This window comes from Nonomuraea sp. NPDC049646 (assembly GCF_044465525.1).
In the GTDB taxonomy this organism is placed as follows: Bacteria; Actinomycetota; Actinomycetes; order Streptosporangiales; family Streptosporangiaceae; genus Nonomuraea.
The window spans coordinates 217,553-244,434 of sequence record NZ_JBITLU010000003.1 but is presented as its reverse complement, the minus strand read 5'-3'; the positions used below and the strand labels follow the sequence as shown (position 1 = coordinate 244,434).

Annotated in this window: 21 protein-coding genes; 9 read left to right on the top strand and 12 right to left on the bottom strand. The window is 72.4% G+C overall.

The window, feature by feature from the left end; all coding sequences use genetic code 11:
- Positions 1–28 precede the first annotated feature (28 nt).
- The 5 genes from ACIBQ8_RS10140 to ACIBQ8_RS10120 are packed head-to-tail and all read left to right on the top strand — an operon-like array spanning position 29 to position 5,903.
- Positions 29–727 (top strand): response regulator transcription factor, encoded by a 699-nt coding sequence (locus ACIBQ8_RS10140; protein WP_397174911.1) that lies wholly within the window; start codon positions 29–31, stop codon positions 725–727.
- On the top strand, positions 724–2,088 hold the full coding sequence (locus tag ACIBQ8_RS10135) for a sensor histidine kinase (RefSeq protein WP_397174912.1): 1,365 nt from the start codon (positions 724–726) through the stop codon (positions 2,086–2,088). The genes ACIBQ8_RS10140 and ACIBQ8_RS10135 overlap by 4 nt, the downstream gene beginning before the upstream one ends.
- A 9-nt stretch (positions 2,089–2,097) precedes the next feature.
- A complete protein-coding gene (locus ACIBQ8_RS10130; RefSeq protein WP_397174914.1) occupies positions 2,098–3,273 on the top strand; it encodes a glycosyltransferase in 1,176 nt (391 codons plus the stop codon).
- Positions 3,270–5,231: a glycosyltransferase family 39 protein gene (locus ACIBQ8_RS10125; RefSeq protein WP_397191739.1), complete on the top strand. Its 1,962-nt coding sequence runs from the start codon at positions 3,270–3,272 to the stop codon at positions 5,229–5,231. The genes ACIBQ8_RS10130 and ACIBQ8_RS10125 overlap by 4 nt, the downstream gene beginning before the upstream one ends.
- Before the next feature lie 54 nt (positions 5,232–5,285).
- Positions 5,286–5,903: a TetR/AcrR family transcriptional regulator gene (locus ACIBQ8_RS10120; protein WP_387664398.1), complete on the top strand. Its 618-nt coding sequence runs from the start codon at positions 5,286–5,288 to the stop codon at positions 5,901–5,903.
- A 34-nt stretch (positions 5,904–5,937) separates the two neighbouring features.
- Here the strand turns inward: ACIBQ8_RS10120 and ACIBQ8_RS10115 are convergent, their stop codons facing one another.
- From ACIBQ8_RS10115 to ACIBQ8_RS10100, 4 genes are all read right to left on the bottom strand, one after another.
- Positions 5,938–6,204 carry a hypothetical protein gene (locus tag ACIBQ8_RS10115; protein ID WP_352320256.1) on the bottom strand — a complete coding sequence of 89 codons (267 nt, stop codon included), beginning with the start codon at positions 6,202–6,204 and terminating at the stop codon, positions 5,938–5,940.
- 69 nt (positions 6,205–6,273) lie between these two features.
- Complete coding sequence (locus ACIBQ8_RS10110; RefSeq protein WP_357964569.1) at positions 6,274–7,125, bottom strand: helix-turn-helix transcriptional regulator; 852 nt, start codon at positions 7,123–7,125, stop codon at positions 6,274–6,276.
- Between the two features lie 59 nt (positions 7,126–7,184).
- The gene (locus ACIBQ8_RS10105; protein ID WP_397174918.1) at positions 7,185–7,445 is read right to left on the bottom strand and encodes a hypothetical protein; all 261 of its coding nucleotides are present in this window, start codon (positions 7,443–7,445) and stop codon (positions 7,185–7,187) included.
- An 86-nt stretch (positions 7,446–7,531) separates the two neighbouring features.
- Complete coding sequence (locus ACIBQ8_RS10100) at positions 7,532–8,545, bottom strand: phosphotransferase family protein (RefSeq protein WP_397174920.1); 1,014 nt, start codon at positions 8,543–8,545, stop codon at positions 7,532–7,534.
- A gap of 157 nt (positions 8,546–8,702) precedes the next feature.
- On the opposite strand from ACIBQ8_RS10100, the gene ACIBQ8_RS10095 reads away from it, so the two are divergent.
- A complete protein-coding gene (locus ACIBQ8_RS10095; RefSeq protein WP_397191738.1) occupies positions 8,703–9,608 on the top strand; it encodes an ROK family protein in 906 nt (301 codons plus the stop codon).
- Here the strand turns inward: ACIBQ8_RS10095 and ACIBQ8_RS10090 are convergent.
- The 7 genes from ACIBQ8_RS10090 to ACIBQ8_RS10060 all read right to left on the bottom strand — a co-directional run bounded on the left by ACIBQ8_RS10090 (position 9,534) and on the right by ACIBQ8_RS10060 (position 20,195).
- A complete protein-coding gene (locus tag ACIBQ8_RS10090) occupies positions 9,534–11,246 on the bottom strand; it encodes an acyclic terpene utilization AtuA family protein (protein WP_397191737.1) in 1,713 nt (570 codons plus the stop codon). The two genes, ACIBQ8_RS10095 and ACIBQ8_RS10090, sit on opposite strands and share 75 nt — an antisense overlap.
- Positions 11,246–12,007, bottom strand: a complete 762-nt coding sequence (locus ACIBQ8_RS10085; RefSeq protein WP_397174925.1) for an enoyl-CoA hydratase-related protein — start codon at positions 12,005–12,007, stop codon at positions 11,246–11,248. The genes ACIBQ8_RS10090 and ACIBQ8_RS10085 overlap by 1 nt, the downstream gene beginning before the upstream one ends.
- Positions 12,004–13,968 (bottom strand): biotin carboxylase N-terminal domain-containing protein, encoded by a 1,965-nt coding sequence (locus ACIBQ8_RS10080; protein ID WP_397191736.1) that lies wholly within the window; start codon positions 13,966–13,968, stop codon positions 12,004–12,006. The genes ACIBQ8_RS10085 and ACIBQ8_RS10080 overlap by 4 nt, the downstream gene beginning before the upstream one ends.
- Complete coding sequence (locus ACIBQ8_RS10075) at positions 13,965–15,497, bottom strand: acyl-CoA carboxylase subunit beta (RefSeq protein WP_397175448.1); 1,533 nt, start codon at positions 15,495–15,497, stop codon at positions 13,965–13,967. The genes ACIBQ8_RS10080 and ACIBQ8_RS10075 overlap by 4 nt, the downstream gene beginning before the upstream one ends.
- Before the next feature lie 53 nt (positions 15,498–15,550).
- The gene (locus tag ACIBQ8_RS10070) at positions 15,551–16,180 is read right to left on the bottom strand and encodes a TetR/AcrR family transcriptional regulator (protein WP_397191735.1); all 630 of its coding nucleotides are present in this window, start codon (positions 16,178–16,180) and stop codon (positions 15,551–15,553) included.
- A 60-nt stretch (positions 16,181–16,240) separates the two neighbouring features.
- Complete coding sequence (locus ACIBQ8_RS10065) at positions 16,241–18,670, bottom strand: serine/threonine protein kinase (protein ID WP_397191734.1); 2,430 nt, start codon at positions 18,668–18,670, stop codon at positions 16,241–16,243.
- Between the two features lie 163 nt (positions 18,671–18,833).
- On the bottom strand, positions 18,834–20,195 hold the full coding sequence (locus tag ACIBQ8_RS10060; RefSeq protein WP_397191733.1) for an FAD-binding oxidoreductase: 1,362 nt from the start codon (positions 20,193–20,195) through the stop codon (positions 18,834–18,836).
- 52 nt (positions 20,196–20,247) lie between these two features.
- On the opposite strand from ACIBQ8_RS10060, the gene ACIBQ8_RS10055 reads away from it, so the two are divergent.
- Positions 20,248–20,820, top strand: coding sequence for a hypothetical protein (locus tag ACIBQ8_RS10055; protein ID WP_397174932.1), 573 nt, complete (start codon positions 20,248–20,250; stop codon positions 20,818–20,820).
- On the opposite strand, the gene ACIBQ8_RS10050 is transcribed toward ACIBQ8_RS10055, so the two are convergent.
- On the bottom strand, positions 20,817–22,022 hold the full coding sequence (locus ACIBQ8_RS10050; protein ID WP_397174934.1) for an aminotransferase class I/II-fold pyridoxal phosphate-dependent enzyme: 1,206 nt from the start codon (positions 22,020–22,022) through the stop codon (positions 20,817–20,819). The two genes, ACIBQ8_RS10055 and ACIBQ8_RS10050, sit on opposite strands and share 4 nt — an antisense overlap.
- Before the next feature lie 184 nt (positions 22,023–22,206).
- Here ACIBQ8_RS10050 and ctaD point away from each other — a divergent pair, with 184 nt between their 5' ends.
- The gene (ctaD, locus tag ACIBQ8_RS10045; RefSeq protein ID WP_397174936.1) at positions 22,207–23,904 is read left to right on the top strand and encodes a cytochrome c oxidase subunit I; all 1,698 of its coding nucleotides are present in this window, start codon (positions 22,207–22,209) and stop codon (positions 23,902–23,904) included.
- Positions 23,905–24,105: 201 nt separating this feature from the next.
- Complete coding sequence (locus tag ACIBQ8_RS10040; RefSeq protein ID WP_397174938.1) at positions 24,106–26,856, top strand: immune inhibitor A domain-containing protein; 2,751 nt, start codon at positions 24,106–24,108, stop codon at positions 26,854–26,856.
- The last annotated feature ends 26 nt before the right edge of the window (positions 26,857–26,882 follow it).

Below are 26,882 nucleotides of genomic sequence, written 5' to 3'. Positions count from 1 at the left end.
CTCATAGTGGGCTCATATCTTGTGACACATGACTGAGCCCGCACGGTTGCTGGTGGTGGACGACGAGCCCGCGTTGCGCGAGGCGCTGCAGTCGAGCCTGGAGTTCGAGGGCTACCGGGTCGGCACCGCCAACGACGGCCAGGCGGCGCTGGAGGCGCTGGCGGCGGGATCGTACGAGGCGGTGCTGCTCGACGTGATGATGCCGCGGCTCGACGGGCTCACCACCTGCCGGCGGCTGCGGGCCCAGGGCAACCACATCCCCGTCCTCATGCTCACCGCCCGCGACGCCGTCGGCGACCGGGTGTCCGGGCTCGACGCGGGGGCCGACGACTACCTGGTCAAGCCGTTCGAGCTGGACGAGCTGCTGGCCCGGGTGCGCGCGCTGCTGCGCCGCGGCGCGCTCAACGCCGCCTCCGCCGACGGCGGCACGCTCTCCTACGGCGACCTGCGCATGGACCCGGCCACCAGGGAGGTCACCCGCGGCGCCCGCGCGCTCGACCTGACCAGGACCGAGTACCTGCTGATGGAGCTGTTCCTGGCCCACCCCCGCCAGGTCCTGACCCGCGACCAGATACTCAACGAGGTGTGGGGCTTCGACTTCGAGCCGACCTCCAACTCCCTCGACGTGTACGTCATGTACCTGCGCCGCAAGACCGAGGCCGGGGGAGAGCCCCGGGTGATCCACACGGTCCGCGGGGTGGGGTACGTCCTGCGGGCCGCGCCGTGATCCGCAGCAGCCTGCGCACCCGGCTGACGCTGCTGGTCGCGGCGGCGGTCGCGATCGCGATCGCGGTGTGCGCCGGGCTGTCCTGGTTCATCGTGCAGAACCAGGTCATCAGGCAGCTCGACCAGACCATCCTGGAACCGGAGCTCGAGGGGGACAAGCGGTTCCTGCAGGAGAGGTGCAGGCCGGAGGGCGCCCTCGTCTACCACGACCTGGTGACGCTGCTGTACGCCGACGGCAGGACCTGCTCGCTCGGCTCGCCGATCGTGCCGGTGGAAGAGGACAAGAAGGCGATCCCCGGACACGACGAGCCGGTCTACCGCAACGGCGTGACGCGCGACGGCAAGGAGGTGCGCGTCGTGGCCATCAACTTCGCGCCCGGCGTGGCCGTCCTGGAGGCCAGGCCGCTCTACCACATCAAGATCACCCTGCGGAACACCGCGCTCGCGCTCGCCGCCATCGCGGCCGTGGGGGTGATCGGCGCCGCTCTGGCCGGACGGGCCATCTCCCGTACGGCCCTGCGTCCCGTGGGCCGGCTGACCAGGGCGGCCGAGCACATCGCGGAGACCGAGGACCTCAACACCCGCATCCCCGTCCAGGGCAACGACGAGATCGCCCGGCTCAGCTCCTCCTTCAACGCCATGACCGCCGCCCTGGCCGGCTCCCGCGAACGCCAGCAGCAGCTCGTCGCCGACGCCGGTCACGAGCTGCGCACCCCGCTCACCACCCTGCGCACCAACATCGACCTGCTGCTGCGCAGCGAGCAGACCGGCAGGCAGCTCGACCCGGGCGCCAAGAAACGCCTGCTGGTCAACGTCAAGGCGCAGTTCGCCGAGCTGTCCACGCTGGTCGGCGACCTGCTCCAGCTCGCCAGGGGCGACACCGACCACGAGCCGCACGTCGAGCTGGCCCTGCACGACGTCGTCACAGCCGCCGCCGAACGCGCCCGGCTGCGCGGCGCCGACGTGCGCACCGACCTGCACCCCTGGTACGTCGTCGGCAGCCCCGCCTCGCTCGAACGCGCCGTGCTCAACCTCATCGACAACGCCCGCAAGTTCAGCCCCGAGGGCCAGGTCGAGGTCTCGCTCAAGGACGGCCGGCTGACCGTCCGCGACCACGGCCCCGGCATCCCCGAGGAGGAGCTGCCGCACGTCTTCGAGCGCTTCTGGCGCTCGCCCTCGGCCCGCGGCCTGCCCGGCTCCGGTCTGGGCCTGGCGATCGTGGCGCAGGCCGTGTCGGAGACCGGCGGCAAGGTACGGCTGTCCAACGCGCCCGGCGGCGGCGCGATCGCCACGATCGATCTTCCCGGAACTCTCATTCGTCACTCACAATCGGATAAGTCCTCTCAAAGACCCGAATCGTGAGCTGGCTGCATGGAGACAACAGCGGTAAGGACGCGCCTGGTAGAGGTGGTCGTCCCGGTCCACAACGAGCAGCGGGCGCTGCGTGAGAGCGTCGCCCGGCTGCACGCCTACCTGGCCACCACGTTCCCGTACGGCTTCCGCATCACCATCGCCGACAACGCCAGCACCGACGACACCTGGCGGCTGGCCGCCGACCTGGCCCGCGAGCTGCCGCAGGTGCGGGCCGTGCACCTCGACGAGAAGGGCCGCGGCCGGGCCCTGCGCCAGGTCTGGTCCACCAGCGAGGCCGACGTCGTCAGCTACATGGACGTCGACCTGTCCACCGACCTGGACGCCTTCCTCCCGCTGGTCGCACCCCTGCTGTCGGGCCACAGCGACCTGGCCATCGGCACCCGCCTGGCCAGGGCCTCGCGGGTGGAGCGCGGGCCCAAGCGGGAGTTCATCTCCCGCTCCTACAACCTGCTCCTGCGCTCGGTGATGGGCGCCGGGTTCTCCGACGCGCAGTGCGGGTTCAAGGCCGTGCGGACGGAGATCGCGCAGGCGCTGCTGCCCGCCGTCGAGGACGAGCAGTGGTTCTTCGACACCGAGCTGCTGCTGCTGGCCGAGCGGCACGGCCTGCGCATCCACGAGGTCCCCGTCGACTGGGTGGACGACCCCGACAGCCGCGTGGACCTCCTGCGGACCGCCCTGGACGACCTGCGCGGGCTGGCCAGGGTGGCCCGCAGGACACTGTCGGGCGCGGCGCGCCTGCCGATGCCCGCCCGGGTGCGGCGGGCCGAGCTGCCGAAGGGGATGGCCAGGCAGCTCCCCAGGTTCGCGATCGTGGGCGTGGTCAGCACGCTGGCCTACCTGGCGCTGTTCTCGATGTCGCGTCAGGTCGTCCCGGCGCAGCTCGCCAACGCGGTCGCGCTGCTGGTCACGGCCGTGGCCAACACGGCGGCCAACCGCCGCTTCACGTTCGGGGTCAGGGGCTCGGGCGGGGCGCTGCGCGACCAGTTCGAAGGCCTGATCGCGTTCCTGGTGGGGCTGGCGCTGACGTCGGGGAGCCTCGCGCTGCTGCCCGGCGGGGTCTCGCACGGGGTGGAGCTGGTGGCGGTCGTCGCGGCCAACGCGGCGGCCACCCTCGTCCGGTTCCTGCTGCTGCGCGTGTGGGTGTTCAACCCCCGGCGCAGGAGCGGGCGATGACCGCCGTCGCCGCGCCGGCCCGCGTGCGCGCGCTGACCGGGGCCGCGGGCGACCCGCGCTGGTCGCGGCCCGCGATGTGGACGGTGCTGGCCGCCGCCTTCGCCCTGTACGCCTGGGCGCTCAGCGGGAACGCCAACGAGTACTACGCCGCCGCCGTCCTGTCGGGCACGCGGAGCTGGAAGGCGTTCTTCTTCGGCGCGATCGACGCCGGGTCGTTCATCACGGTGGACAAGCCGCCGCTCGCGCTGTGGGTCATGGGGCTGTCGGCGCGGATCTTCGGCCACGGCACGTACAGCATGCTGATGCCGCAGGTCCTGGCCGGCGTGGGGGCCGTCGGGGCGGTGTACTCGGCGGTCCGCCGGTCCTTCGGGCGCGCCCGCCAGGGGCACGTCGCGGCGCTGGTCGCGGCCGTGGTCATGACGCTCACCCCGATCACGGTGGCCATCAACCGGGACAACAACCCCGACACCGTGCTCGTGCTGCTGCTGGTGCTGGCGGCCTGGTTCTGCCTGGAGTCGCTGCGCACGGCCCGGCTGCGGCCGCTGCTGCTCGCCGCGCTGTTCGTGGGGCTCGGGTTCAACGCCAAGATGTTGCAGGCGTACCTGGTGGTGCCGGCGTTCGGGGTGGCGTACCTGGCGTGCGCCCGCCACGGCCTGGCCCGGCGGGTGGGGCACCTGCTGGCCGCCGGGGCCGTGATGGTGGTGTCGAGCGCCTGGTGGATGGTGGTCGTCGACCTGTGGCCCGCCGATTCGCGGCCCTACGTCGGCGGCTCGACCGACAACACGGTCCGGGACCTGGTGATCGGCTACAACGGGCTCGGCCGGGTCTTCGGCCAGGACCGGGCCGGTGGCGGCGGGTTCGGCGGCGCGAACTTCGGCGGGCAGGCCGGGGCCGGGCGGCTGTTCAACGACGTCATGGCCGGGCAGATCTCCTGGCTGCTGCCGTTCTGCGCGGTGGCGCTGGCCTTCGCCGTGCTGCTGCGGGTGCGCGGCAGGCCCCTCGACGGGGCCGCCTGGCTGCTGTGGGGCGGCTGGCTGGTCGTGCACCACGCCGTGTTCAGCTTCTCCAGTGGCACGTTCCACCCCTACTACACCACCGCGATGGCGCCCGCCGTGGCCGCGCTGACCGGCACGGGGGCGACCGTGATGTGGCGGGAGTACCGCAGGTCGCGGGGGTGGGCGTGGGCGCTGCCCGTGGCGGTCGCGGTGACCGGCGGGTGGGCGTTCGCGGTGCTGCGCCGTACGCCGGAGTGGCTGCCGTGGCTGGCCTGGGTCGTGCTCGGGGCGACCGCAGTGGCCGTGGCAGGGCTCGTGGCGGGCAGCGGATGGGTGGCGGGCCGGATGACGGGCCGGGTGGTGGGCCGGGTGAGCGTCGTGGCGCTGGCGGCCGCTCTGGTCGCGGGGCTCGCCGGTCCGGCGGCCTACGCCGTCTCACCGCTGGGGGCGCGGGTGAACGGGACCAACCCCACGGCGGGCCCGTCCACGGGGCGTACGGGCGGTCCCGGCGGCTTCGGCGGCCCGCCACCGGGCGGCGAGCTCCCCACCGGCCGGCCGGACGCCCTCCAGGACGGCGAGCCGCCACAGGACCGGCCGCCTGCGGGGCAGCCCGGCGCGAGGGACCGCGGTCTCACGGGCGGGGGCGTGACCGACTCGACGGTGAAGTACCTGGTCGCGAACCAGGGCCGGGCGACGTGGCTGGTGGCCGTGGGCAGCGCCCAGCAGGCGTCCTCGATCATCCTGTCCACCGGCCGCCCGGTGATCGCCATGGGCGGCTTCACCGGCTCCGATCCCGCCATGACCGTCCCCCGCCTGCGGGAGCTCGTCTCGTCGGGACGGCTCAGGTACGTGCTGCCCGGCGGCCGGGGCGGCCCCGGCGGCGACACCGAGGTGACCGCCTGGGTCACCGCCAACTGCGCGGCCGTGGACGGCCACACCGGCCTGTACGACTGCGCCCACTGAGGAAGCGACGGCGGCCGCGGGGCCCGTTCCCGCGGCGCGCTATAGGCTGATCGGGTGGCGAGTACGACCCGGGCCGATCAGGCCGACCAGCGCAGAGCAGAGCTTCTCGAGGCCACCCGCAAAGTGGTGCTCGAACGCGGCCTGGCCAACACGCGCATCGCCGACATCGCCAAGTCCATCAACGTCAGCGGCGGCCTGATCCACTACCACTTCGCGACCAAGGACGAGCTGATCACCGCCATGCTGCGGGCCACGCTCGACATCGAGAGCGCCCGGCTCAAGGAGCTGGCCGACGGCCCCGGCACGGCGGTGGAGCGCCTCGACCGGGTGCTGCGCTACTACATCCCCGAGTCGCGCTCCGACCAGAGCTGGCTGCTCTGGATCGACGCCTGGAACACCGCGCTGCGCGAGCCCGCGGTCAACGCGATCATGCTGGAGCTGGAGACGGCCTGGCTCGACGCGCTGGCCCAGGTGCTGTCGGCCGGCACCGAGGCCGGGGAGTTCGCCTGCGCCGATCCGGCGGGCGCGGCCGAGCGCATCGACGCCATGCTCGACGGCCTGATCATCCGCTACACCCTGCATCCCAACGTGCTTGACCGGGCGCGGCTGCTGGCCCACGCGCGCACCGCCGCGGCCGGGGAGGCCGGCATCGCGGTGGAGCGGTTCGGCTGAGCCCGGCCTGGGCCGGGCTCGGGTCCGGCCGGCGTCAGGCGGGCAGGGCGGCCAGCAGGAAGGCCAGGCGGGCGGCCGCCGACTCGACGTCCTCGGCGGTGCCGAGGCGGTAGCCCCACGACGTGATGTACGCGCCGTCGTCGGAGCAGGTCACCGTCTCGGCCAGGGTGGCGGAGAACCGGTTGCGCACCGACACGTACGCCGGGTCGCTGGCCAGCGCGACATTCTGCACCGAAAGATCGGCGTGACGGCCCGCGTGCCACGCGAACCGCTCAAGGCAGAGCGCGGTATCAAGCATCATGCGTCACCTCCGCAACGTCTCGCGACAGAATTGCACGATCTTGCTGCGGGTGGCAAGCAATTGCTGAGGTTAATGTGGGGTTTGTTGCAGGTATTCGCGAAGAATACGGATGATGACTTCTCGCCCCGGCTCGCCGAACTCCGCCACCTTGGCGTAGTCGTCGAAGGCCCGCACGTAGAAGGCGATGTCGTCGGGGTCGCGCAGCACGAGGTCCTTGGTCATCGTGGCGACGCCCACCATGGCCTCGTTGTAGATCCAGAACCCGTTGATCGGCGCGGACGGCAGCTCGGTGCCGAACGGGATCACCCCGAACTCCACGTTGGGCAGCGTGCTGACGGCCAGCAGCCGGTCGAGCTGGCCGCGCATGACGTCGGCCGGGGCCAGCGCGCTGCGCAGCGCCGACTCCGGCACCACGAACCGGAACGTGCGCGTGCGGTCGTAGAGGATCTCCTGCCGCTGCATGCGCACGCGGACGGCCGCGTCGATCTGGTCGGCCGCGCTGTAGAGGCGCTTGACCTTGCGGAACACGTGCCGGGCGTACTCGGAGGTCTGCAGCAGGCCGACGACGATGCCGGGCTCGAAGACGCGGAACAGCTTCGTGCGCGCCTCCAGGTCGCGGATGTCCTCCTGGATGGCGGCCAGGCCGCTGCGGTGCCGCTGCTTCCAGTCGTCGTGCCGCTCCAGCAGCGCGATGGCCTGCCTGATGAGCTCGTCGGTCGTGTCGGGCGCGGCCCCGACGGCCTGCGCCCACACGACCACGTCGTCCTCGGTCGCCGTCTGCCTGGCGTTCTCCAGGCGGGAGACCTTGGACGGCTGCCAGCGCAGCCGCTCGGCCAGGTCTTTGCCCGACAGGTGGGCGGCCTCGCGCAACTGGCGAAGCTGGCCGCCGAGGTCGATGCGCGCCTGCTGATAGGACGTCACGCGGCAAGAGGCTAGCTCCGCGGGCACCGATCATGCCAGGCCCAGCCGCGCAATCGTGATCAAGCGGTTGCCGACGGTGTCCCGTCGCTGGTGGGCAGGGCGCCGGCCGGCCCGTCGGTCAGGACCCGGCGGGCGATCTCGGTGAGGAGCTCGCGGGGCACCTCGACGGCGGCCTCGCCGTCGAGCACGTCGCGGAGGTCCGCGAGCGCCTCGGGGTCGGTGACGTGAAGCCCCTGGACGACGATGGTGCCGCGATCGGTCTCGTACAGGGTGGGGCAGGCGCCCGCCTCCGAGGTGGAGCCGAGGAACCGCATGCGCATGACGATCCTTTCCCCGAATGCCAGATGCAATTGCGCGCAATTGTACGCATCTGGGCGTCCGGCGTGATCCTTTTCCCGCATCGGGTTCAGCGCAACAAGCCTTCCATGATGTCGTGGGCGCGGGCGAACAGACCGAGGGTGGTCGCGTGCAGCACGTCGCCGATGTCCCGGGGCGCCTTGCCGGCGAACGCCCGCGCGTGCGTGCCCTCCAGCACGATGCCGAGCTTGAAGCAGGCCAGCACCGCGTACCAGTCGATCGCCGACAGGTCGCGCTCCGACAGCGCCGCGTAGTACGCGACCAGCTCCCGCTCCGACGGCAGCCCCGGCACGTGCCCGTTGTTCACCGGCCAGGTGGCCAGCAGCCAGCCCAGGTCGAGCAGCGGGTCGCCGATCGTGCACATCTCCCAGTCGACGATCGCCGCCACCCGGGGCCCGTCGAGGGCGAACATCAGGTTGGCGAAGTGGTAGTCGCCGTGCATGATCCCCGGGACGAACGCGGCCGGCCGGTGGCGGGTCAGCCAGTCGGCGGTGGCGTCGAGGCCCGGGATGTCGGGGCCGGGGTAGCCGTCGAGCTCGCCGTAGGAGTCGAGCTCCTTCAGCCAGCGCGGCACCTGCCGGTCGAGGAAGCCCTCGGGACGGCCGAAACCGGGCAGCACCGCCGGATCCACCCGGCCCAGCTCGGCCAGCGCGGCGGCGGCCTCCAGGCCCATCCGGTGCCGGATCGCGGCGTCGGAGGCGTGCGGCTCGGGCAGCCCGGTCGAGGGGTTGAACCCGGCCACCGGCTCCATCAGGTAGAACACCGGCTCCCGGGCGGTCTGCGCGGCCACCAGCCGGGGCGCCGGCACCGCCGTGCCGCTCAGCGCCGCCAGCAGCCGCGCCTCGCGCCGCAGCACCTCGTTGCTCCTGGCCCTGGCGTGCAGGGGCGGCCTGCGCAGCACGTACGGCCGGCCGCCGCGTTCGAGGCGGACCATGACGTTCTGGGTGCCGCCGGGGATCGGCGCGACCTCCGTGATCGCCCCGCCCGGCAGCCCCTCGGCGTCCATCCACGCGCCGAGGTCGTCGAGGTCGATGGCGCTGACGTCGATGTGGGTGGAGGTCATGGCCGCCCTTTGACAGAACGATATTCTGGAGGCTTCAACCTACGAGAGCCCCGACCCCCGGTCAACCCGGCGCCGGCGGGAACGGCAGGACGGCCCGACGGCTCGCCCTGGCCGCCCTCATCCTTCATTGGGACAATATGGGTGGATGACGTGTGTTGTGGCAGTCGATGTGGGCGGAACAACCCTGAAGGGCGGATTGATCGCCCAGGACGGCGGCATCCTCTACCGGGAACGCCGCCCCACCCCCCGCACCGAGGGGCCCGACCGCGTGATCGCGGCGATCTCCGCCTTCGTCGCCGACCTGAGCGCGCCGCGGACCGTCGCCGGCGTCCCGCTGCGCCCGGCGGCCGTGGGCCTGGCCGTGCCCGGCCTGGTCGCGTCCGGGCGGGCGGTCTTCTCGGCCGCGTTCGGCTGGCGGGACGTGCCCGCCGCGGCCTTCACCGACGGAAGGCTCCCGCTCTCACTCGGCCACGACGTGCGCTCGGCCGGCGAGGCGGAGCTGGCGTACGGATCGGCGGCCCCCGACGCGCTCTACCTGCCCATCGGCACCGGCATCGCCGGAGCGGTCGTCCTGACCGGCTCCCTGTACGGCGGCGCCGCCGGCTGGGCCGGGCAGATCGGGCACATCCCGGTGCGTCCCGGCGGGCTCCCGTGCCCGTGCGGGCAGCGCGGCTGCCTGTCGGCCTACGCCTCGGCCGCCTCCGTCGCCGCCCGCGCCGGCGAGACCTCCGCCGAGGACGTCGTCCGCCGGGCCGCCGCCGGGGACGAGCCGGCCGCCCGGGTGTGGGCCGAGGCCGTGGAGGCGCTGGCGCTGGCGCTGGCCACGTACACGCTGGTGCTGGACCCCGCGGCGATCGTCGTCGGCGGCGGCCTGTCGCTGGCCGGGGACGCCCTGCTGACCCCGCTGCGCGCCCGGCTGGCCGCGCGGCTCGCCTTCCGCCCCGCGCCCGAGGTGCGGGTGTCGGCGCTCGGCGTGGACGCGGGCCTGCTAGGCGCCGGGCTGCTCGGCCTGCGGGCGCTGGGGGAGCAGGACGGCGGGCACGTCGACCACCTGGGCGCGTAGCTCCTCGCCCAGGGCCTTGGCCTGCGGATCCAGGCGCGGGCTGGCCGCCACGCCCCTGCCCAGCAGCCCGTGCACGACGAAGTTGAGCGCCCTGATGTTGGGCAGCTCGTACCGCTCGACGCGGTGGGCGGCCAGCTCCGGCAGCAGGGACGTGAGCCGGTCGGCGGTGAGGGTGGCCGCCAGCCAGGCGTACTGCTCGTCGGTCGCGGCCCAGACGCCGAGGTTGGCGTCGCCGCCCTTGTCGCCGGAGCGCGCCCCCGCCACCCGGCCCAGGGGCACGCGCACGGCCGGCCCGCCGGGAGGCGCGGGAAGCGGCGGCGCGGGCGGCTCGGGGACCGGCTCGCCCTGCGGAACGGGAGGCTCCTCCTGGACGGGCAGCTCCACCCCGTCCAGGAAGACCCGCGGGCGCACCTGCGAGGCCGGCACCAGGACCGGCCAGTACACCCCGTACGGGGAGGCGTCGCCGGGCGGGGTGAGGCCGTGGAAGCCCGGGTAGCTGGACAGGCCCGTCTCCACGACGGCCGAGGAGAAGACCCGGCCCGCGGTGCGCCGGTCGGCGTCCATGACGGTGATCCGCAGCAGGCCCGCGTCCGTCAGCGTCACGTCCACCTGGTCGAAGGTCTCGCGCGGCACCCGCGCCCAGACGGCCTCCTCGGCGACCCGCGCCTTGGCCTCGACGTCCAGGCCGGTCAGGACGAGCGTCATCGTGTTGCGGTAGCCGGCCGGGTAGTTGACGGCGACCTTGAGCGTGTCCGGGGGCGGCTCGCCCCGCGTGCCGGAGATCAGCACCCGGTCGGGGCCGTCGTCGGAGAGCGTGATCGTGTCGAACCTGGCCACCACGTCGGGGCCCAGGTAACGCGGGCCGCCCAGCTCGTAGACGAGCTGCGCGGTGACCGTGCCGACCGAGACCAGGCCGCCCGTGCCCGGGTGCTTGGTGATCACCGCCGAGCCGTCGGCGCGCAGCTCGGCGATGGGGAAGCCGCAGTGGGCCAGGTCGGGCACGTCCTGGAAGAAGGCGTAGTTGCCGCCCGTGGCCTGGCAGCCGCACTCGATGACGTGGCCCGCGACGACCGAGCCGGCCAGCGGGTCGAGGTCGCCGGGGCCCCACCCGTACCGCCAGATGCCGGGGCCGGTGACCAGGGCGGCGTCCGTCACGCGGCCGGTCACCACGACGTCCGCGCCCGCCGCCAGCGCGGCGGCGATGGGACGGCCGCCGAGGTAGGCGTTGGCGGTCAGCGGCGCGGCCGGCGCGCGCTCGCCGGTGCCGGCGTGGACCAGGTCGAGCGGACGGCCCATGAGGTCGTCACCGGTCACGTGGGCGACCTTGGGGGACAGGCCCAGCCGGGCGGCCAGCTCGTGCACGGCCTCGGCGCACCCGGCCGGGTCGAGGCCGCCCGCGTTCGTCACGATCCTGATGCCGCGGTCGAGGCACGGGCCGAGCACGTCCTCAAGCTGGCGCAGGAACGTCGGGGCGTAGCCCGGACGGCCCTTGAGCCGGTTGCCGGCCAGGATGAGCATGGTCAGCTCGGCCAGCCAGTCGCCGGTGAGCACGTCGATCGGGCCGCCCTCGACCATCTCCCTGGCCGCGGAGAGCCGGTCGCCGTAGAAGCCGCTGCAGTTCGCGACGCGCAGCGCCATCACGGCACCCACTTGGGCGGGCGCTTGTCCATGAACGCCGCGATGCCCTCCTGCCCCTCCGCCGAGGTGAACCGCTCGGCCGACAGCTCGCTCATCCGCCGCAGCCCCTCCTCGAACGAGACCGCCGGGACCTCCCGCACCAGCCGCTTGGTGATGGCCAGCGCCTCGGGGCCGCCCCTGGCCAGCATCCCCGCGTAGTGACCGACGGTCGCGTCGAGCTCGTCCTGCGGGACGGCCCTGGTCAGCAGGCCGATGCGGGCCGCCGTGGCGGCGTCGAACACCTCGCCGGTCAGGAAGTACTCGGCCGCCGCGCGCGGGTCGAGCCTGCGCAGCACGGGCACCGAGATCATGGCGGGCACCACCCCGAGCCGCACCTCGGTGAACGCGAACGACGCCGTGTCCGGCGCGATCGCGAAGTCGCACGCGGCGACCAGGCCGAGGCCGCCCGCGCGGGCCGTGCCGTTCAGGCGGCAGATCACCGGCTTCGGGCTCTCCCACAGCAGCGTCATGATCTCCGGGAAGGACGCCGTCACCGGCGCGTCCGCGTCGCCGCGCTGCTCCTTCAGGTCGGCGCCCGAGCAGAACACCGGGCCCGTGCCGGTCAGCACGATCACCCGGGCGTCCGGCTCGGCCAGCGCCCAGCGCAGGTGCTCGGCCAGCTCGGCCAGCAGCCGCCTGGACAACGCGTTGCGGTTGGCCGGCGAGTCGAGCGTGACGGTGGCCACGCCCTCCGCCAGCTCCCTGTGCACCAGGCTCGTCATGTGGTCTCCTCCTGGATGATCGCCAGCACGGCCCCGGCTTCGACCTGCTGGCCCTTCTCGACGCGTACGTCCGACACCACGCCGCCCGCCGGGGCGGCGATGCGATGCTCCATCTTCATCGCCTCCAGCACCAGGACCGGCTGGCCCCGGGCCACCGTGTCGCCCGCGGCCACCTCGACCCGCAGCACGCTGCCCGGCATGGGCGCGAGCAGGGAGCCGGGGGCGACGTGCTCGACCGGCTCGGGCAGGCGCGGCACCGGCGTCAGCACGGCCGCGCCCATGGGGGAGTCGACGTATACGCACTCGTCGCCGTCGTACCGGGCGACCTGGAACGTGCGCCGCAGGCCGTCGCGTTCCAGGACCACCTCCTCCGGCCGCGCGGAGATCACCGTGACGCCCGCGGGCAGCGGGTCGTAGACGACGTCGGCCTCCTCGAACCGGGCGCGGGCGGGCTGCGAGCGCACGTTGCGCCAGCCGCTGGGCAGCCCGGCCAGGACGGAGGCGTCGCGCCGGTGCGCGGCGGCCATGGCGAGCGCGGCGGCCAGCGCCGGCAGCCCGCCCTCCGGATCGCCGTCGGCGGAGGCCGGGGCAGGGGCGGGGGCGGGGGCGGGGCCGCCGGGTCGCGAGGAGAGCGGATCGGCGTCGGCGGAGGCCGGGCCGCCGCGTCGCGCGGCGAGCGGGCCGTCCGGGGCGAGGAAGGCGGTGTCGGTCTCGCCGGCCAGGAAGGCCGGGCTGGTCACGACGTCCAGCAGCAGGTCGCGGTTGGTGGTCAGGCCGTGCAGCCGGGCCCCGCGCAGGGACGCGGCCAGCTTCCGCGCCGCCTCCGCCCGCGTCCCGCCGTACGCGACGATCTTGGCCAGCATCGCGTCGTAGTGCGGCGACACCTGCGACCCGGACTCGACGCCCGAGTCGACCCGGACGTCACCCGGCACCTCGAACCGGCGCAGCACGCCCGTCTGGGGCACGTAGGAGGCGTCCTCGGCGTACAGCCGCGCCTCGATCGCGTGGCCGCGCGGCGCGGGCGGCCCGGACGGCAGCGCCGCGCCCTCGGCCACCTCCAGCTGCAACCGGACGAGGTCGACGCCGAACACCAGCTCGGTCACCGGATGCTCGACCTGGAGCCGGGTGTTCATCTCCAGGAACGCCACCCGCTCGCCCTTGACCAGGAACTCCACCGTGCCGGCCCCGACGTAGCCGATCCGGCGGGCCGCGCGCACGGCCGCCGCGCACAGCAGCTCGCGGGTGCGCTCCGAGATCCCCGGCGACGGGCACTCCTCGACGACCTTCTGATGCCGGCGCTGGACGCTGCACTCCCGCTCGCCCAGCGCCCACACCGTGCCGTGCGCGTCGGCCAGCACCTGCACCTCGACGTGCCGGGCGGCCTCCAGCAGCGGCTCGGCGAACACGGCGCCGTCGCCGAAGGCCGCCTCGGCCTCCCGCCGCGCCGACTCCACCTCGGCGGCCAGCTCGCCGGCGTGCCGGACGATCCGCATCCCCCGCCCGCCCCCGCCGGCGGACGCCTTCACCAGCAGCGGGAACTCTCCCGGCGCGGCCAGGTCGAGCGAGGGCAGCACCGGCACCCCGGCCTCGGCCATCAGCCGCTTCGCCGCGATCTTGGATCCCATCGCCTCGATCGCCTCGGGCGGCGGCCCCACCCACGTGAGCCCGGCCGCCAGCACGGCCCGCGCGAAGGCGGCGTTCTCCGACAGGAACCCGTAGCCCGGGTGCACCGCGTCGGCGCCGCAGGCCCGGCACGCCTCGATGATCCGGTCCACCGCCAGGTAGGTCTCGGCCGGATGGACCCCAGGCAGGCGGACGGCGAGGTCGGCCTCGCGGGCGTGCGGCGCGCCGGAGTCGGCGTCGGAGAAGACGGCGACCGTGGAGACGCCGAGCGAGCGGCAGGTGCGGAAGACCCGGCGGGCGATCTCGCCCCGGTTGGCCACGAGCAGACGGGTGATCACGGGCGGAACACCCCGAACCCCGCCGCGGGCGGCACCGGCGCGCTGTTGATCGCCGACAGGCACATCCCCAGCACCGTACGGGTGTCGCGGGGGTCGATCACCCCGTCGTCGTAGAGCCGCCCCGACAGGAAGAACGGCAACGACTCCGCCTCGATCTGGGACTCCACCATGGCACGCATCGCCGCGTCGGCCTCCTCGTCGTAGACCTGCCCCCTGGCCTGCGCCGCGGCCCGGCCGACGATCGACAGCACCCCGGCGAGCTGGGCCGGGCCCATCACCGCAGACTTGGCGCTCGGCCAGCTGAACAGGAAGCGGGGGTCGTAGGCGCGCCCGCACATGCCGTAGTTGCCGGCGCCGTAGGAGGCGCCCATGACGACGGTCAGGTGGGGCACGGTCGAGTTCGACACGGCGTTGATCATCATGGCGCCGTGCTTGATGATGCCGCCCTGCTCGTAGTCCTTGCCCACCATGTAGCCGGTGGTGTTCTGCAGGAACAGCAGCGGCGTGCGCGACTGGTTCGCGAGCTGGATGAACTGGGTCGCCTTCTGCGACTCCTGGCTGAACAGCACCCCGCGCGCGTTGGCCAGCACGCCCACCGGGTAACCGTGGACGCGCGCCCAGCCGGTGACCAGCGAGGGGCCGTACAGGGGCTTGAACTCCTCGAACTCGCTGCCGTCCACCACGCGGGCGAGCACCTCGCGCGGGTCGAAGGGGATCTTCAGGTCTTCCGGGACGATCCCCAGCAACTCGTCGGCCGGGTAGGCGGGCTCGCGGGCGGGCAGCGGCGCCACGCCCTGCTTGCGCCAGTTGAGCGAGCGCACGACGGCGCGGCCGATGCGCAGCGCGTCGTGCTCGTCCTCGGCCAGGTAGTCGGCCAGGCCGCTGGTCCTGGCGTGCATCTCGGCGCCGCCCAGCGACTCGTCGTCGGACTCCTCGCCGGTGGCCATCTTCACCAGCGGCGGCCCGCCCAGGAACACCTTGGCGCGGTCGCGGACCATCACCACGTAGTCGCTCATGCCGGGCACGTACGCGCCGCCGGCCGTGGAGTTGCCGAAGACCAGCGCCACCGTCGGGACGCCCGCCGCCGACAGCCGCGTCAGGTCGCGGAAGATCCGGCCGCCCGGGATGAAGATCTCCTTCTGCGTCGGCAGGTCGGCGCCGCCGCTCTCCACCAGGTTGACGTACGGCAGCCGGTTGGCCAGCGCGATGTCGGCCGCGCGCAGCGACTTGCGCAGCGTCCACGGGTTGGACGCGCCGCCCCTGACCGTGGGGTCGTTCGCGGTGATCAGGCACTCGACGCCCTCGATCACCCCGATGCCGGTCACCATGCCCGCGCCCACCTGGAACTCGCTGCCCCACGCGGCCAGCGGCGACAGCTCCAGGAACGGCGAATCGGGGTCGATCAGCAGCTCGACGCGCTCCCTGGCCAGCAGCTTGCCGCGCCGGCGGTGGCGCTCGACGTACTTCTCGCCGCCGCCGGCCACCGCCTTGGCGTGCTCGGCGTCGAGCTCGGCCAGCTTGGCGAGCATCGCCGCGCGCCGGGCCAGATGTTCGGCGTCGCGCGGATCGAGCCGGCTCCTGATCACGGGGCCTCCTGTCGGGAAGTCGACGCGGGCGTCAGCCCGATGGCCCGCGCCCACAGCCGGGTCAGGTGGTCGACGGCGTCCTGCTCGCCGGCCCGCTCCCCGAGATCCAGCCACACGTGCGCGAAGTGCTCGACCATGCCGCCCAGCATGACGGCCGTCAGCCGGGGGTCGAGCGAGGGGTCGGCCAGGCCCTGCTCCTGCAGCCGGCGCAGCCCGTCGGCGCCGCGCCGGACGAACGCCTCGCGCAGCTCCAGCACCAGCCGCCTGAACCGGGCGTCGGCGTCGGCGGCGTGCTCCACCATGCGGACCAGGCGCGAGTTGGCCGCCCAGGCCCGCAGGTAGAGGCGGTTGGCGGCCTCGATGCGGGCGTACGGGTCGCCGGAGGCGGCGTCGCCGACCGCGCTCGCCGCGAACATCTCGCCGACCACCGTCTGCGCCACCTCGCCGAACAGCGACTCCTTGGAGTCGAAGTAGGTGTAGAAGGTGCCGTGGGAGACCCCGGCCCGCGCGCACACGTCGTCGATCCGCACGGCGTCGTACCCGTGCTCCTCGAACGCCTCGCGCCCGGCGGCGAGCAACGTGGCCCGCGTGCGCTTGCCGCGCAGGGTCAGGGACCTGACGATCACGTCAGTCACCGTAGCGAGCGGGACGCGCGGAAGGAAGGGGTCCCGCCGCGCGCCGTCACGTCAGGTGCAGTGGCTCCAGCCGGACTTCCAGCTCAGCGACTTCCACGAACCGCCCCAGATCACGCACTTCTTCACGGCCGCCAGCCGGACCGGGCCCGCGTACGCGGTGAACGTGCCCGGGTTGCCGCCGCTCGCGCCGCCCTGGACCTGGAGGGTGGCGTTCATGGAGACCTTGCCGGGATAGACCAGCTTCGACATCGTGACGACGCAGTTCTTGCCCGCGGCGGTGTTGTAGAGCAGGTAGATCGTGGCCGAGGTGCCCAGCGCGTGCTTGTCGATCACCTTGTAGCCGGAGCCGCAGACGGTCACCACGTTGTAGGTGTTCGGCTTGGGCGTGGCGGTCGGCTTGACGGTCGGCTTGACGGTCGGCTTGCTCGTCGTCGGCTTCTTGGCCGGGCCCGGGACCGTGGTCGTGGGCCCGGGGGTCGGGGTCGTGGTCGGCTGGTCCTCGCCGTCGATCAGGCCCGTGGGCTTCTTCGTCTTCTTGGGGGTGGGCTTGGGCGTGGGGCTCTTGGCGGCCGGGTGGGCCGTCGCCGTCACGGTCGTCACCGGGTTCGGGACGGCGATGACGGGTTCCTTGGTGTGCTTGACCTTCTTGGGCGGCTCGGCCTGGCCGACGTCCAGCGTGGGGACGGGCTCGCCGGTCTCCGCCGTGAGGATCGGGTCCGGGGTCACCTCGGCGACCGGCGGCTCGGGCTGCCCGGCGCCCTGTCCGTCGCCCGAGGGGTTCTGGGAGGCGTTTCCGGTGGCGGTCACGGCGACCTTGTCGCTGTTGGCCTGCACGACGACGGCGCCCGCCACCACCAGCAGCGCGGCGGCGGCCGCGCCGGAGAGCGCGAGCGTCAGCGTCCGCCGCTGCCGGTCCGGCACCTTGCCGGACGTCTCACCGGACGCCCCGCCCTGCGGCCCGCCGACCCTGGTCGCCCCCGCATTCCCTGCCTGCGGCCCACCGGGGTGTCCCGCCTGGAGACCGCCGGGGTGTCCCGGCTGAGGGGCGCCCGGCATGCCGCCGTGCGGGTGCCCGTGCGGCACCGCGCCCTGCGCGGCCGGCCCGCCCATGCCACTGGCCTGGGGTCCGCCGGGGACGCCGCTCTGGGGGCCGCCGGGGACGCCGCTCTGAGGTCCGCCGGGAACGCCGGTCTGGGGGCCGCCGGGCGTGCCTCCGTGAGGCGCGCCGGGTGAGCCGGTGGGGGAGCCGCCGTGGGGAGCGCCCGTCTGGGGCCCGCCCGGCGTGTGCGGACCGCCGGGAACACCGGCCTGCGGGCCGCCCGGGTGGGGGACGCCCTGGGCGGCGGCGGGCATGGCGCCCGCGTGAGGACCGCCCTGCGCGCCGGGACCGGCCGGGACGCCCTGGGGGCCCGTCGCACCCTGGGGGCCCGGGACGCCCTGAGGACCGCCCGCCGCACCCTGAGGACCTGCCACGCCCTGCGGACCCGCCGCACCCTGGGGGCCCGGCTGCCGGGGCACGGCGTTGGTGCCGGTGGGCTGGGTCCAGGGGCCGGGGTAGGCGTCCTGCGCCGCACCGGAGGGACCGGCGGACCCGTGCGAAGGCCCGGCCTGGTGGGGCACGGCCGGGGTGGCGGTCGCCCCGGTGACCGGCTCGACGGCGGCCTTGGGAGCGGGCTGCCCCGTGAGCCGGACGATCAGCTCGTCGGCGCTCGGCCGCTGCGCCGGGTCCTTCGACAGGCACAGGCCCACCAGCGCGGCGAGCTCGCCCTCCATCCCGCCGAGCTGCGGCTCCTCGTTCAGGATGCGGTTCATCACCACGGGGATCGAGTCGGCCCCGAACGCGGGCTTGCCGGTGGCCGCGTACACCATCGTGACGCCCCACGCGAAGACGTCGGCCGCCTCCGACACGGCGGCCCCGCTGAGCTGCTCCGGCGCCAGGTACGACGGCGTCCCCATCGCCATCCCCGTGGCCGTCGCGCCGGGGGAGTCCAGCGCGCGGGCGATGCCGAAGTCGATCACGACCGGCCCCTCGGGGCCCATGAGCACGTTCGCGGGCTTGAGGTCGCGGTGCAGGATCCCGGCCCGGTGGATGGCCGCCAGCGCGGTGGCCGTGCTGATCGCGAGCCGTTCCAGCGCCGCGCCCCGCCGCGGGCCCTCGTTGATGACGAGCTCACGCAGCGAGGGGCCGGGCACGTACTCGCTCACGATGTACGGGCGGCTGCCGTCGAGGTCGGCGTGGAGGACGGGCGCGGTGCAGAACCGGGCGACCCGCTGCGCCACGGCCACCTCGCGCAGGAACCTGGTCCGCGCGTCGGCGTCGGCCACGAGGGCGTTGTGCAGCAGCTTGACGGCGACCTGGTCACCTGAGTCGCTCTTGCCCAGATAGACGACGCCTTGACCACCCTCGCCGAGCCGGGCGACGATGTCGTACGCCCCCAGCCGCCGCGGGTCGTCCGCCGCCAACGGCTGGAACTGATTCACGTCGGACCCCCATGACAACCCAATAGATGGGGCAAAACGCTACCAGCGTGACATGTGGGACGTCTGCCGGACCTGTAAGTAAGTTCCACCTTTTGACCGGACATGTCAGTGTTTCGTCGCAGGTCGTGTCCGCTCCGGAGCCCAAGGTCACGGCTTGGCAAATTCAGATGGCCTTGCCCGGGTTCATGATGCCCAGCGGGTCGAAGACCGCCTTGATGCCCTGCTGCACCTCGGCCGCCACCGGCCCGGACTCAAGTCCCAGCCAGCGCCGCTTGAGCACGCCCACGCCGTGCTCGCCGGTCAGCGTGCCGCCGAGCGAGAGCGCGTGCCGGAACACCTCGTCGGCCGCGGCCCACACCTGGGCGGGCGGCTCGGCCGTGCCGTGCTCGAAGATGAAGACCGGGTGCAGGTTGCCGTCGCCGGCGTGGGCGACCGTGCAGATCCGCACGCCGTGCCGGGCCGCCGCCGCCTCGATCGCGGTGATCATCTCGGGCAGCGCCGAGCGCGGCACGCACACGTCCTCGACCAGGCACGCCCCCAGCCGCTCCTTGGCCTGGTAGGCCATCCTGCGCAGCCCGACCAGCTCCTCGGTCTCCTGCGGGCTGGTGGAGACGGCCACGAACGAGGCGCCGTTGTCCAGGCAGAGCCGTTCCATGCGGGCGGCCACGTCCTGGCCGTCGCTCGCGTCGGACTGGCCGATCAGCATGGCCTGCGTGGCCGGTTCGAGCCCGATGTTGCGCCAGTCGTCGATGGCCTCCAGCGTGGCCCGGTCCAGCAGCTCCATCAGCGAGGGCTGGCAGCCCGCGGCCATGATCGCCGACACGGCCGCGCCCGCCTCGCGCAGCGAGCCGAACTCGGCGGCGAACGTGGCCGGCGGCGCGGCCGGCGCCCGCCGCAGCCGCACGGTGGCCGCGGTGATCACGCCGAGCGTGCCCTCCGAGCCGACGAACAGCCCGGTCAGGTCGTAGCCGGTGACGCCCTTCATCGTGCGCCGGCCGGTGTTCAGGATCCGCCCATCGGCCAGCACGACCTCAAGGCCGAGCGTGGCGTCCCTGGTGACGCCGTACTTCACGCAGCGCAGGCCGCCGGCGTTGGTGGCCAGGTTCCCGCCGATCGTGGAGATCTCGTACGACGAGGGGTCCGGCGCGTACATGAGCCCGTGCTCGCGGGCCGCGCGGTCGAGGTCGGCGGTGATGACCCCCGGCTCCACCACGGCGATCTCGTCGGCGGGCGAGAGCTCCCTGATGGCCGTCATCCTGGCCAGCGACAACACGATCGTCCCGTCGCCGGCCGTGGCCGCGCCCGCCAGGCCCGTGCCCGCGCCGCGCGGCACGACCGGCACCCGGTGCTCGGTGGCCCACCGCAGGGTCGTCACGACGTCCTCGCGCGAGGCGGCGAGCACCACGCCGAGCGGCTTGCCCGGCTCGACGAACGTGCGGTCGCGGGCGTAGGAGTCGATCACGTCCGGGTCGGTCAGCACGCGAGCTTCGGACAGCGAGTTCGCCAGGGCATCAATCGGTCTCACACCTGCACCCTACGGTTTGCGCCGACCGTTCCTTAAGGCCAGACTGCCCTGGGTGGAAGTCAGGTGCCCGGTATGTACGCAGGCTGACCAGCTCGTCGCGGTCCCGGGCGCGGTCGCCGCGGGGACGACATACCGGATCGGCAGGGTCAGGCTGCCCGGCCAGCGGGAGGTCGCCGACCTGCCGACCGCGCCGTCGATGGGCGCGTCGAAGCACGTCATGAGCCGTACGCAGCTCGCGGTGTGGATGTCGTTCCCCAGCCGCCACTACACGCCCTGGGCCAGGAACCAGGGGTGGATCATGCTCGGCGTGGCGGCCCTGGTGCACCTCGTCGTGTCGCTGGTGATCGCGATGGGCAAGGACTCGCAGTGGAGCGAGGTGCTGCTCGCGCCGTTCTGCCTCACCGGGCTGTTCTGGGGGCTCGGGCTGTTCTTCGTGCTCGGCGCGCGCGGCGCCCGCAGGCGCGACCACGCCGAGGCCCCGGCCCGGGAGAAGGCGCTGGCCGTGTGGGAACGGCTGTACTACTGCGCCCGCGACAACGTCGCGTTCGAGCCGGGGGTCGGCGTCTCGTTCCATCCGGGCGAGACGCGCGAGTACATCTTCGGCTTCCGCGGCCGGGCGATCTAGCCGCGCTCCTCCGCCACCAGGCGGACGCAGACGGCCAGGCCCTCGATGGCCTGCTCCAGCTCGTCCAGCTCGGGGAAGGTGGGGGCGATGCGGATCGTGCGGTCGGCCGGGTCCTGGCCGTAGGGGTGGGTGGCGCCGGCCGGGGTGAGCGCGATGCCGGCGGCCTTGGCCCTGGCCACCACCTCGGCGGCGTGCGGCACCTCCAGGCTGATGAAGTAGCCGCCGCGCGGGCTGGTCCAGGCGGCCAGGTCGCCCAGGCGCTCGGTCAGCACCTTGTCGACCAGCTCGAACTTCGGGCCGATCAGCTCGGCGTGCCGCCGCATGTGCGCGGCCACGCCCGCGGCGTCGCGCAGGAACTCCACGTGCCGGAGCTGGTTGAGCTTGTCGGGGCCGATGGACTGCTTGGCGGTGTTGGCGAGGAACCACTCCACGTTCGCCGGCGAGGAGCCGAAGAACGACACGCCCGAGCCCGCGTACGTCACCTTCGAGGTGGAGGCGTAGACGAACACGCGGTCGGCGTTGCCGTGCTCGGCCGCCAGCGCGAGCAGGTCGGCCAGCTCGTCCGGGGTGTCGGTCAGGTGGTGGACGGCGTAGGCGTTGTCCCACATGATCCGGAAGTCGGGGGCGGCCGCCGGCATGGCGGCCAGCCTGCGCACGGTCTCGTCGCTGTAGGTGACGCCGGACGGGTTGCTGTACTTCGGCACGCACCAGATGCCCTTGACCGACGGGTCCGCGGCGACCAGGCGCTCCACGACATCCATGTCGGGGCCGTCGGCGGTCATCGGGACGGCCGTCATCTTGATGCCGAGCCGCTCGCAGATGGTGAAATGCCGGTCGTAGCCGGGCACCGGGCACAGGAACGTGATCTCCGGCTCCTCGACCCAGCGGCGCTCGGCCCCCGGCACCTTCGACAGCAGCGCGTGCACGATCGTGTCGTGCATCAGCGTCAGGCTGGAGTTGCCGCCCACGACGAGCTGCCCGGCGGGCACCTGCACCAGCGGCGCGAAGATCTCGCGCAGCTCGGGCAGTCCCTGGAGGTTGCCGTAGTTGCGGCCGTCGGTGCCGTCGGCGGCCTTGACGGAGGTGGGCAGCTTGAGCATGCCGTCGGAGAGATCGAGCTGGCGCGGTGACGGCTTGCCCCGGGTGAGGTCGAGCGAGAGCCCCCGCTGGACGAGGGCGGCGTAGTCACTCTGTGCGGTCACGAGATCTCTCCTCCGAGTCGGTTCGGTCCAAAGGATAGAAGAACTCCCCAAGGGGTCCGGTAATCGCCCGGCATGTGGGACACCGGATCAAAGACGTTCTAAAGAAGCGCTTCCCGTCCGGCGTTCGCCGGAGTGGAATGGAGGACATCGGGGCAGGCACAACTCCGCGAAGGAGGGAGCAGCCGTGACGACTGTTCGGGACACCTCGATCGAGCAGGTCAGGCGCCGCCGTACCGGGACCGTCATCGCCTCCTGGCTGTCGACGACCGACCACAAGGTCATCGGGTACCTCTATCTGATCACCTCCTTCGGCTTCTTCCTCGTCGCGGGCGTCATGGCGATGCTGATCAGGGCCGAGCTGGCGCAGCCCGGCATGCAGGTGGTCACCCAGCAGCAGTACAACCAGCTGTTCACCATCCACGGCACGGTGATGCTGCTGCTGTTCGCCACGCCGCTGTTCGCCGGGTTCGCCAACGTGGTCATGCCGCTCCAGATCGGCGCGCCCGACGTGGCCTTCCCCCGGCTGAACGCGGTGGCGTACTGGCTGTTCCTGTTCGGCGGGCTGATGGTGCTGGCGGGCTTCCTCACCCCGGGCGGGGCCGCCGACTTCGGCTGGTTCGCCTACACGCCGCTGTCGTCGGCCGTCCACTCGCCGCAGGTCGGCGGCGACCTGTGGATCATGGGCCTGGTGATGTCCGGCCTCGGCACGATCCTCGGCGCGGTCAACTTCATCTCCACGATCATCGGCATGCGGGCCCCCGGAATGACCATGTTCCGCCTGCCGATCTTCACCTGGAACGTGCTGCTGACCAGCATGCTCGTGCTGATGGCCTTCCCCGTGCTGGCCGCCGCGCTGCTCGTGCTGGAGGCCGACCGCAAGCTCGGCACGCACGTGTTCGACGGCGCGAACGGCGGGCCGATGCTGTGGCAGCACCTGTTCTGGTTCTTCGGCCATCCCGAGGTCTACATCATCGCGTTGCCGTTCTTCGGGATCGTCACCGAGGTCATCCCGGTGTTCAGCCGCAAGCCGATCTTCGGCTACATGAGCCTGATCGGGGCCACCATCGCCATCGCCGGGCTGTCGATGACCGTGTGGGCGCACCACATGTTCGCGACCGGGCAGGTGCTGCTGCCGTTCTTCTCGTTCATGACGTTCCTCATCGCGGTGCCGACGGGGGTGAAGTTCTTCAACTGGATCGGCACGATGTGGCGCGGCCATCTGTCGTTCGAGACGCCGATGCTGTTCGCGGTCGGGTTCCTGGTCACGTTCCTGCTCGGCGGGCTGACCGGCGTCATCCTGGCCTCGCCCCCGCTGGACTTCCAGATCAGCGACACCTACTTCGTCGTCGCCCATTTCCACTACGTGGTCTTCGGCACGGTCGTGTTCGCCATGTTCGCCGGCTTCTACTTCTGGTGGCCGAAGATGACCGGCAAGATGCTGGACGACCGGCTCGGCAAGGTGCACTTCTGGACGTTGTTCGCCGGTTTCCACACCACGTTCCTCGTCCAGCACTGGCTCGGCCAGCTCGGCATGCCGCGCCGGTACGCCGACTACAGCGCGGCCGACGGCTTCACCGCGCTCAACGAGATCTCCTCGGCCGGGGCGTTCCTGCTCGGCGCCTCGACGCTGCCGTTCCTCTACAACGTGTACCGGACGGCCAGGCACGCGCCCAGGGTCACGCTCGACGACCCCTGGGGTTACGGCAACTCGCTGGAGTGGGCGACCTCCTGCCCGCCGCCGCGGCACAACTTCACCAGCATGCCGCCGATCCGCTCCGAGCGGCCCGCGTTCGACCTGCACTACCCGCACGAGGACGCGACGCCCGCCGTGGAGCCGGACACCGGCCCCGAGCAGCCGCCCCCGGCGCTCGCCGCCGACTGACACGGCGTTTCAAGATCGCGTCGTTCGGTTTATCCGAGGCGATTGCGGGCGACGCCGCCGCGGCAATTCTGTTGGTCAAAATGTCGTAGTTTGATCACGTTTCAACAACGTACTTTACGACCCGTTTATCCACCCTCTAGCGTCCGGCATTGCACACCCTATGGCCATGCGCCCGGCGACCCCGGGCAGAGAGGGTACCTGGTGCCAAGCTCAAAGCGCCTGTTAGTCGCGTTCCCGGCGGTCGCCCTCCTCGGCGCCGCGCTGACCGTCCCGGCGGCCCAGGCCACGTCAGTGGCCAGCTACCAGCCCACGGCGGCGGACTACTACATCAACTACGCTCCCCCGCGGGTCGAGAAGGAGCCGCAGGAACCCGGCCTGAACAAGGGCAAGGCCCGCTCGCTCTCCCCGGCGGAGAAGTTCGACAGGAAGTTCGTCAGCGGCAACCCCGCCGCGGCCCGCGTCCTTGCCGCCCGCGAGAACCAGGCGATCAGGACCGGCCGCAACCCGGCTGAATGGATCTTCAAGAACTCCAAGCAGGTCAAGACCGCCAAGCTCCTCACCGTCCTGGTCGAGTTCAACGAGCAGGCGAACGACGACTTCTCCGGCTTCAACCGGCTGCGCACGACCGACAGCCCGCCGGACGACTGCGTGGTCGAGCCGCCGGGCACGCTCAAGAACGGCCCGCTGCACAACAACATCCCCGACCCGGCGACGCTGCCGCAGAAGGACAACAACTCCTTCTGGCTCAAGGACTTCAGCACCGAGCACTTCAACAAGATGCTCTACAGCGACACGGGCATCACCGAGCGCGTGCGCAAGGACCTCAAGGACCCGCGCGACGGCAAGCCCGGCATCGACATCTCCGGCTTCACGATGAAGAAGATGTACGAGGAGCTGTCCAAGGGCGCCTACTCCGTCACCGGCTCGGCCGTCGGCTGGATCAAGGCCCCCCACTCCGAGGCGTACTACGGCGCCGCGGCCTGTGGCGGCCAGCCGCAGGACATGTCGGGTCACCCCAGCAACCCGACCGGCGCGGGCCAGCTCGCCATCGACACGGTCAACGCCCTGGCCGCGGCCCAGCCGAACTTCCCGTGGGCGGACTACGACCTGGAGGACGTGGCCGACTCCGACGGCGACGGCAACTTCAACGAGCCCGACGGCGTCATCGACCACCTGGTGATGGTGCACGCCGGCAAGGACAAGTCCTCCGACGGCGGCGCCGAGGGCACCTACGCCATCTGGGCGCACTCCAGCGCGGTCGCGGGCGGCTACAAGATCCCCGGCAGCGACAAGAAGATCTCCAACTACATCGTGCAGCCCGAGGACTCCGGCGTCGGCGTCTTCGCCCACGAGTACGGCCACGACCTGGGCCTGCCCGACCTGTACGACACCAGCGGCCAGGCCAGCTCCGCGGTGGACTTCTGGGACCTGATGTCCAGCGGCTCCCACTCCGGCCCCATCTTCCAGTCCATGCCCACGCACATGGGCCTGTGGGACAAGTGGGTGCTCGGCTGGGCCAACCCGAAGACGTTCAACCCGGGTGACGCCGCCAAGCTCGTCACCGTCGGGCAGTCCTCGCGCACGCCCAAGTTCACCGAGGACGGCGTCCGGGTGAACCTGGCCTCCACGCCGCTGAAGATGATCGACCCGCACAGCGGCACGAAGGCCTGGTGGTCCAACCTGGACCAGGACTGGGCCAACCAGACCCTGACCCGCGACGTCCCGGTGCCCGCGGGCTCCGACGTGCGGTTCTGGATGTGGAACAACTACGAGATCGAGCAGGACTGGGACTTCGGCTTCGTGGAGGTCTCCACCGACGGCGGCCAGACCTGGACCCAGCTCAAGGTCTACGACGAGGCCGGCACCGAGGTCAGCACCCCCGACGGCTACCCCGACCCGAACAAGAACCTCAAGACGTTCGGCAACAAGAAGTACGGGCTCACCGGTGACACCGGCGGCCAGTGGCGGCACGACTACGTCAACCTGACGCCGTACGCCGGGCAGTCGATCAAGCTGCGCCTCACCTACAACACCGACGCCGCCTTCGAGCCGCGCGGCTGGCACGCCGACGACTTCTCGCTCACCAACGGCGGCACCGCCGTCTGGAGCGACGACGTCGAGAACGGCGAGAACGGCTGGAAGGCCACCGGCGGCACGTTCACCAACACCAGCGGCCAGGGCTGGACCGTCAACAACGGCTCGCGCGAGATCTCCCGCTTCTACCTCGCCGAGTGGCGCAACTTCGACGGCTTCGACAAGGGCCTGCAGTACGCCTACGACACCAACTACTCCCGCGACGGGGCGTGGAAGGTCGAGAAGGTCAAGTACAACGCGCCCGGCCTGCTGGTCTGGTACCGCGACTCGACCTTCACCAACAACTCGGTGGTCAACAACCTGACCCTGCCGCCGAGCATCGGCTCCAAGGGCAGCCTGCTGGTCGTGGACTCGCACTACGACCCGCTGCGCCGCACCGGCACCGCCGCCGAGAAGGACCCGACCAGGCACAAGAACATGGAAGGCCGTACGCAGTCCTCCAACGCGGCGTTCTCCTTCAACAAGACCTACCCGCTGAAGGAGTGCCTGGAGGCGCCGGACGAGCCGTTCAGCGAGTACTGCACCAACGTCCCCGCGCTCAAGGGCGTGCCGACCTTCACCGACGCCAAGACCTGGGTCCCTGGCTTCGAGCTGCAGAACGGCTCGCTCTACTACCGTGACTTCGACGCCTCCACGGTGGTGCCGAGCAAGGGCGACCAGCCGTACAGCACCCGCGTGGTGCACCTGGACGGCACCCCCGCCACCGAGCTGTACGGGACCGACCTCGGCGACGGCCACGTGGCCGGCTCGGGCAACCCCGGCGACGAGGGCAAGGCGCTGGGCGTGCAGTTCAAGCTGATCAGCCCGCTGCCGGGCAACCTGGGCGCCATCGTCCAGGTCGTCCCGCCGAAGAAGTAACGTGAGGAGGGCCGCCGGGGACCCGG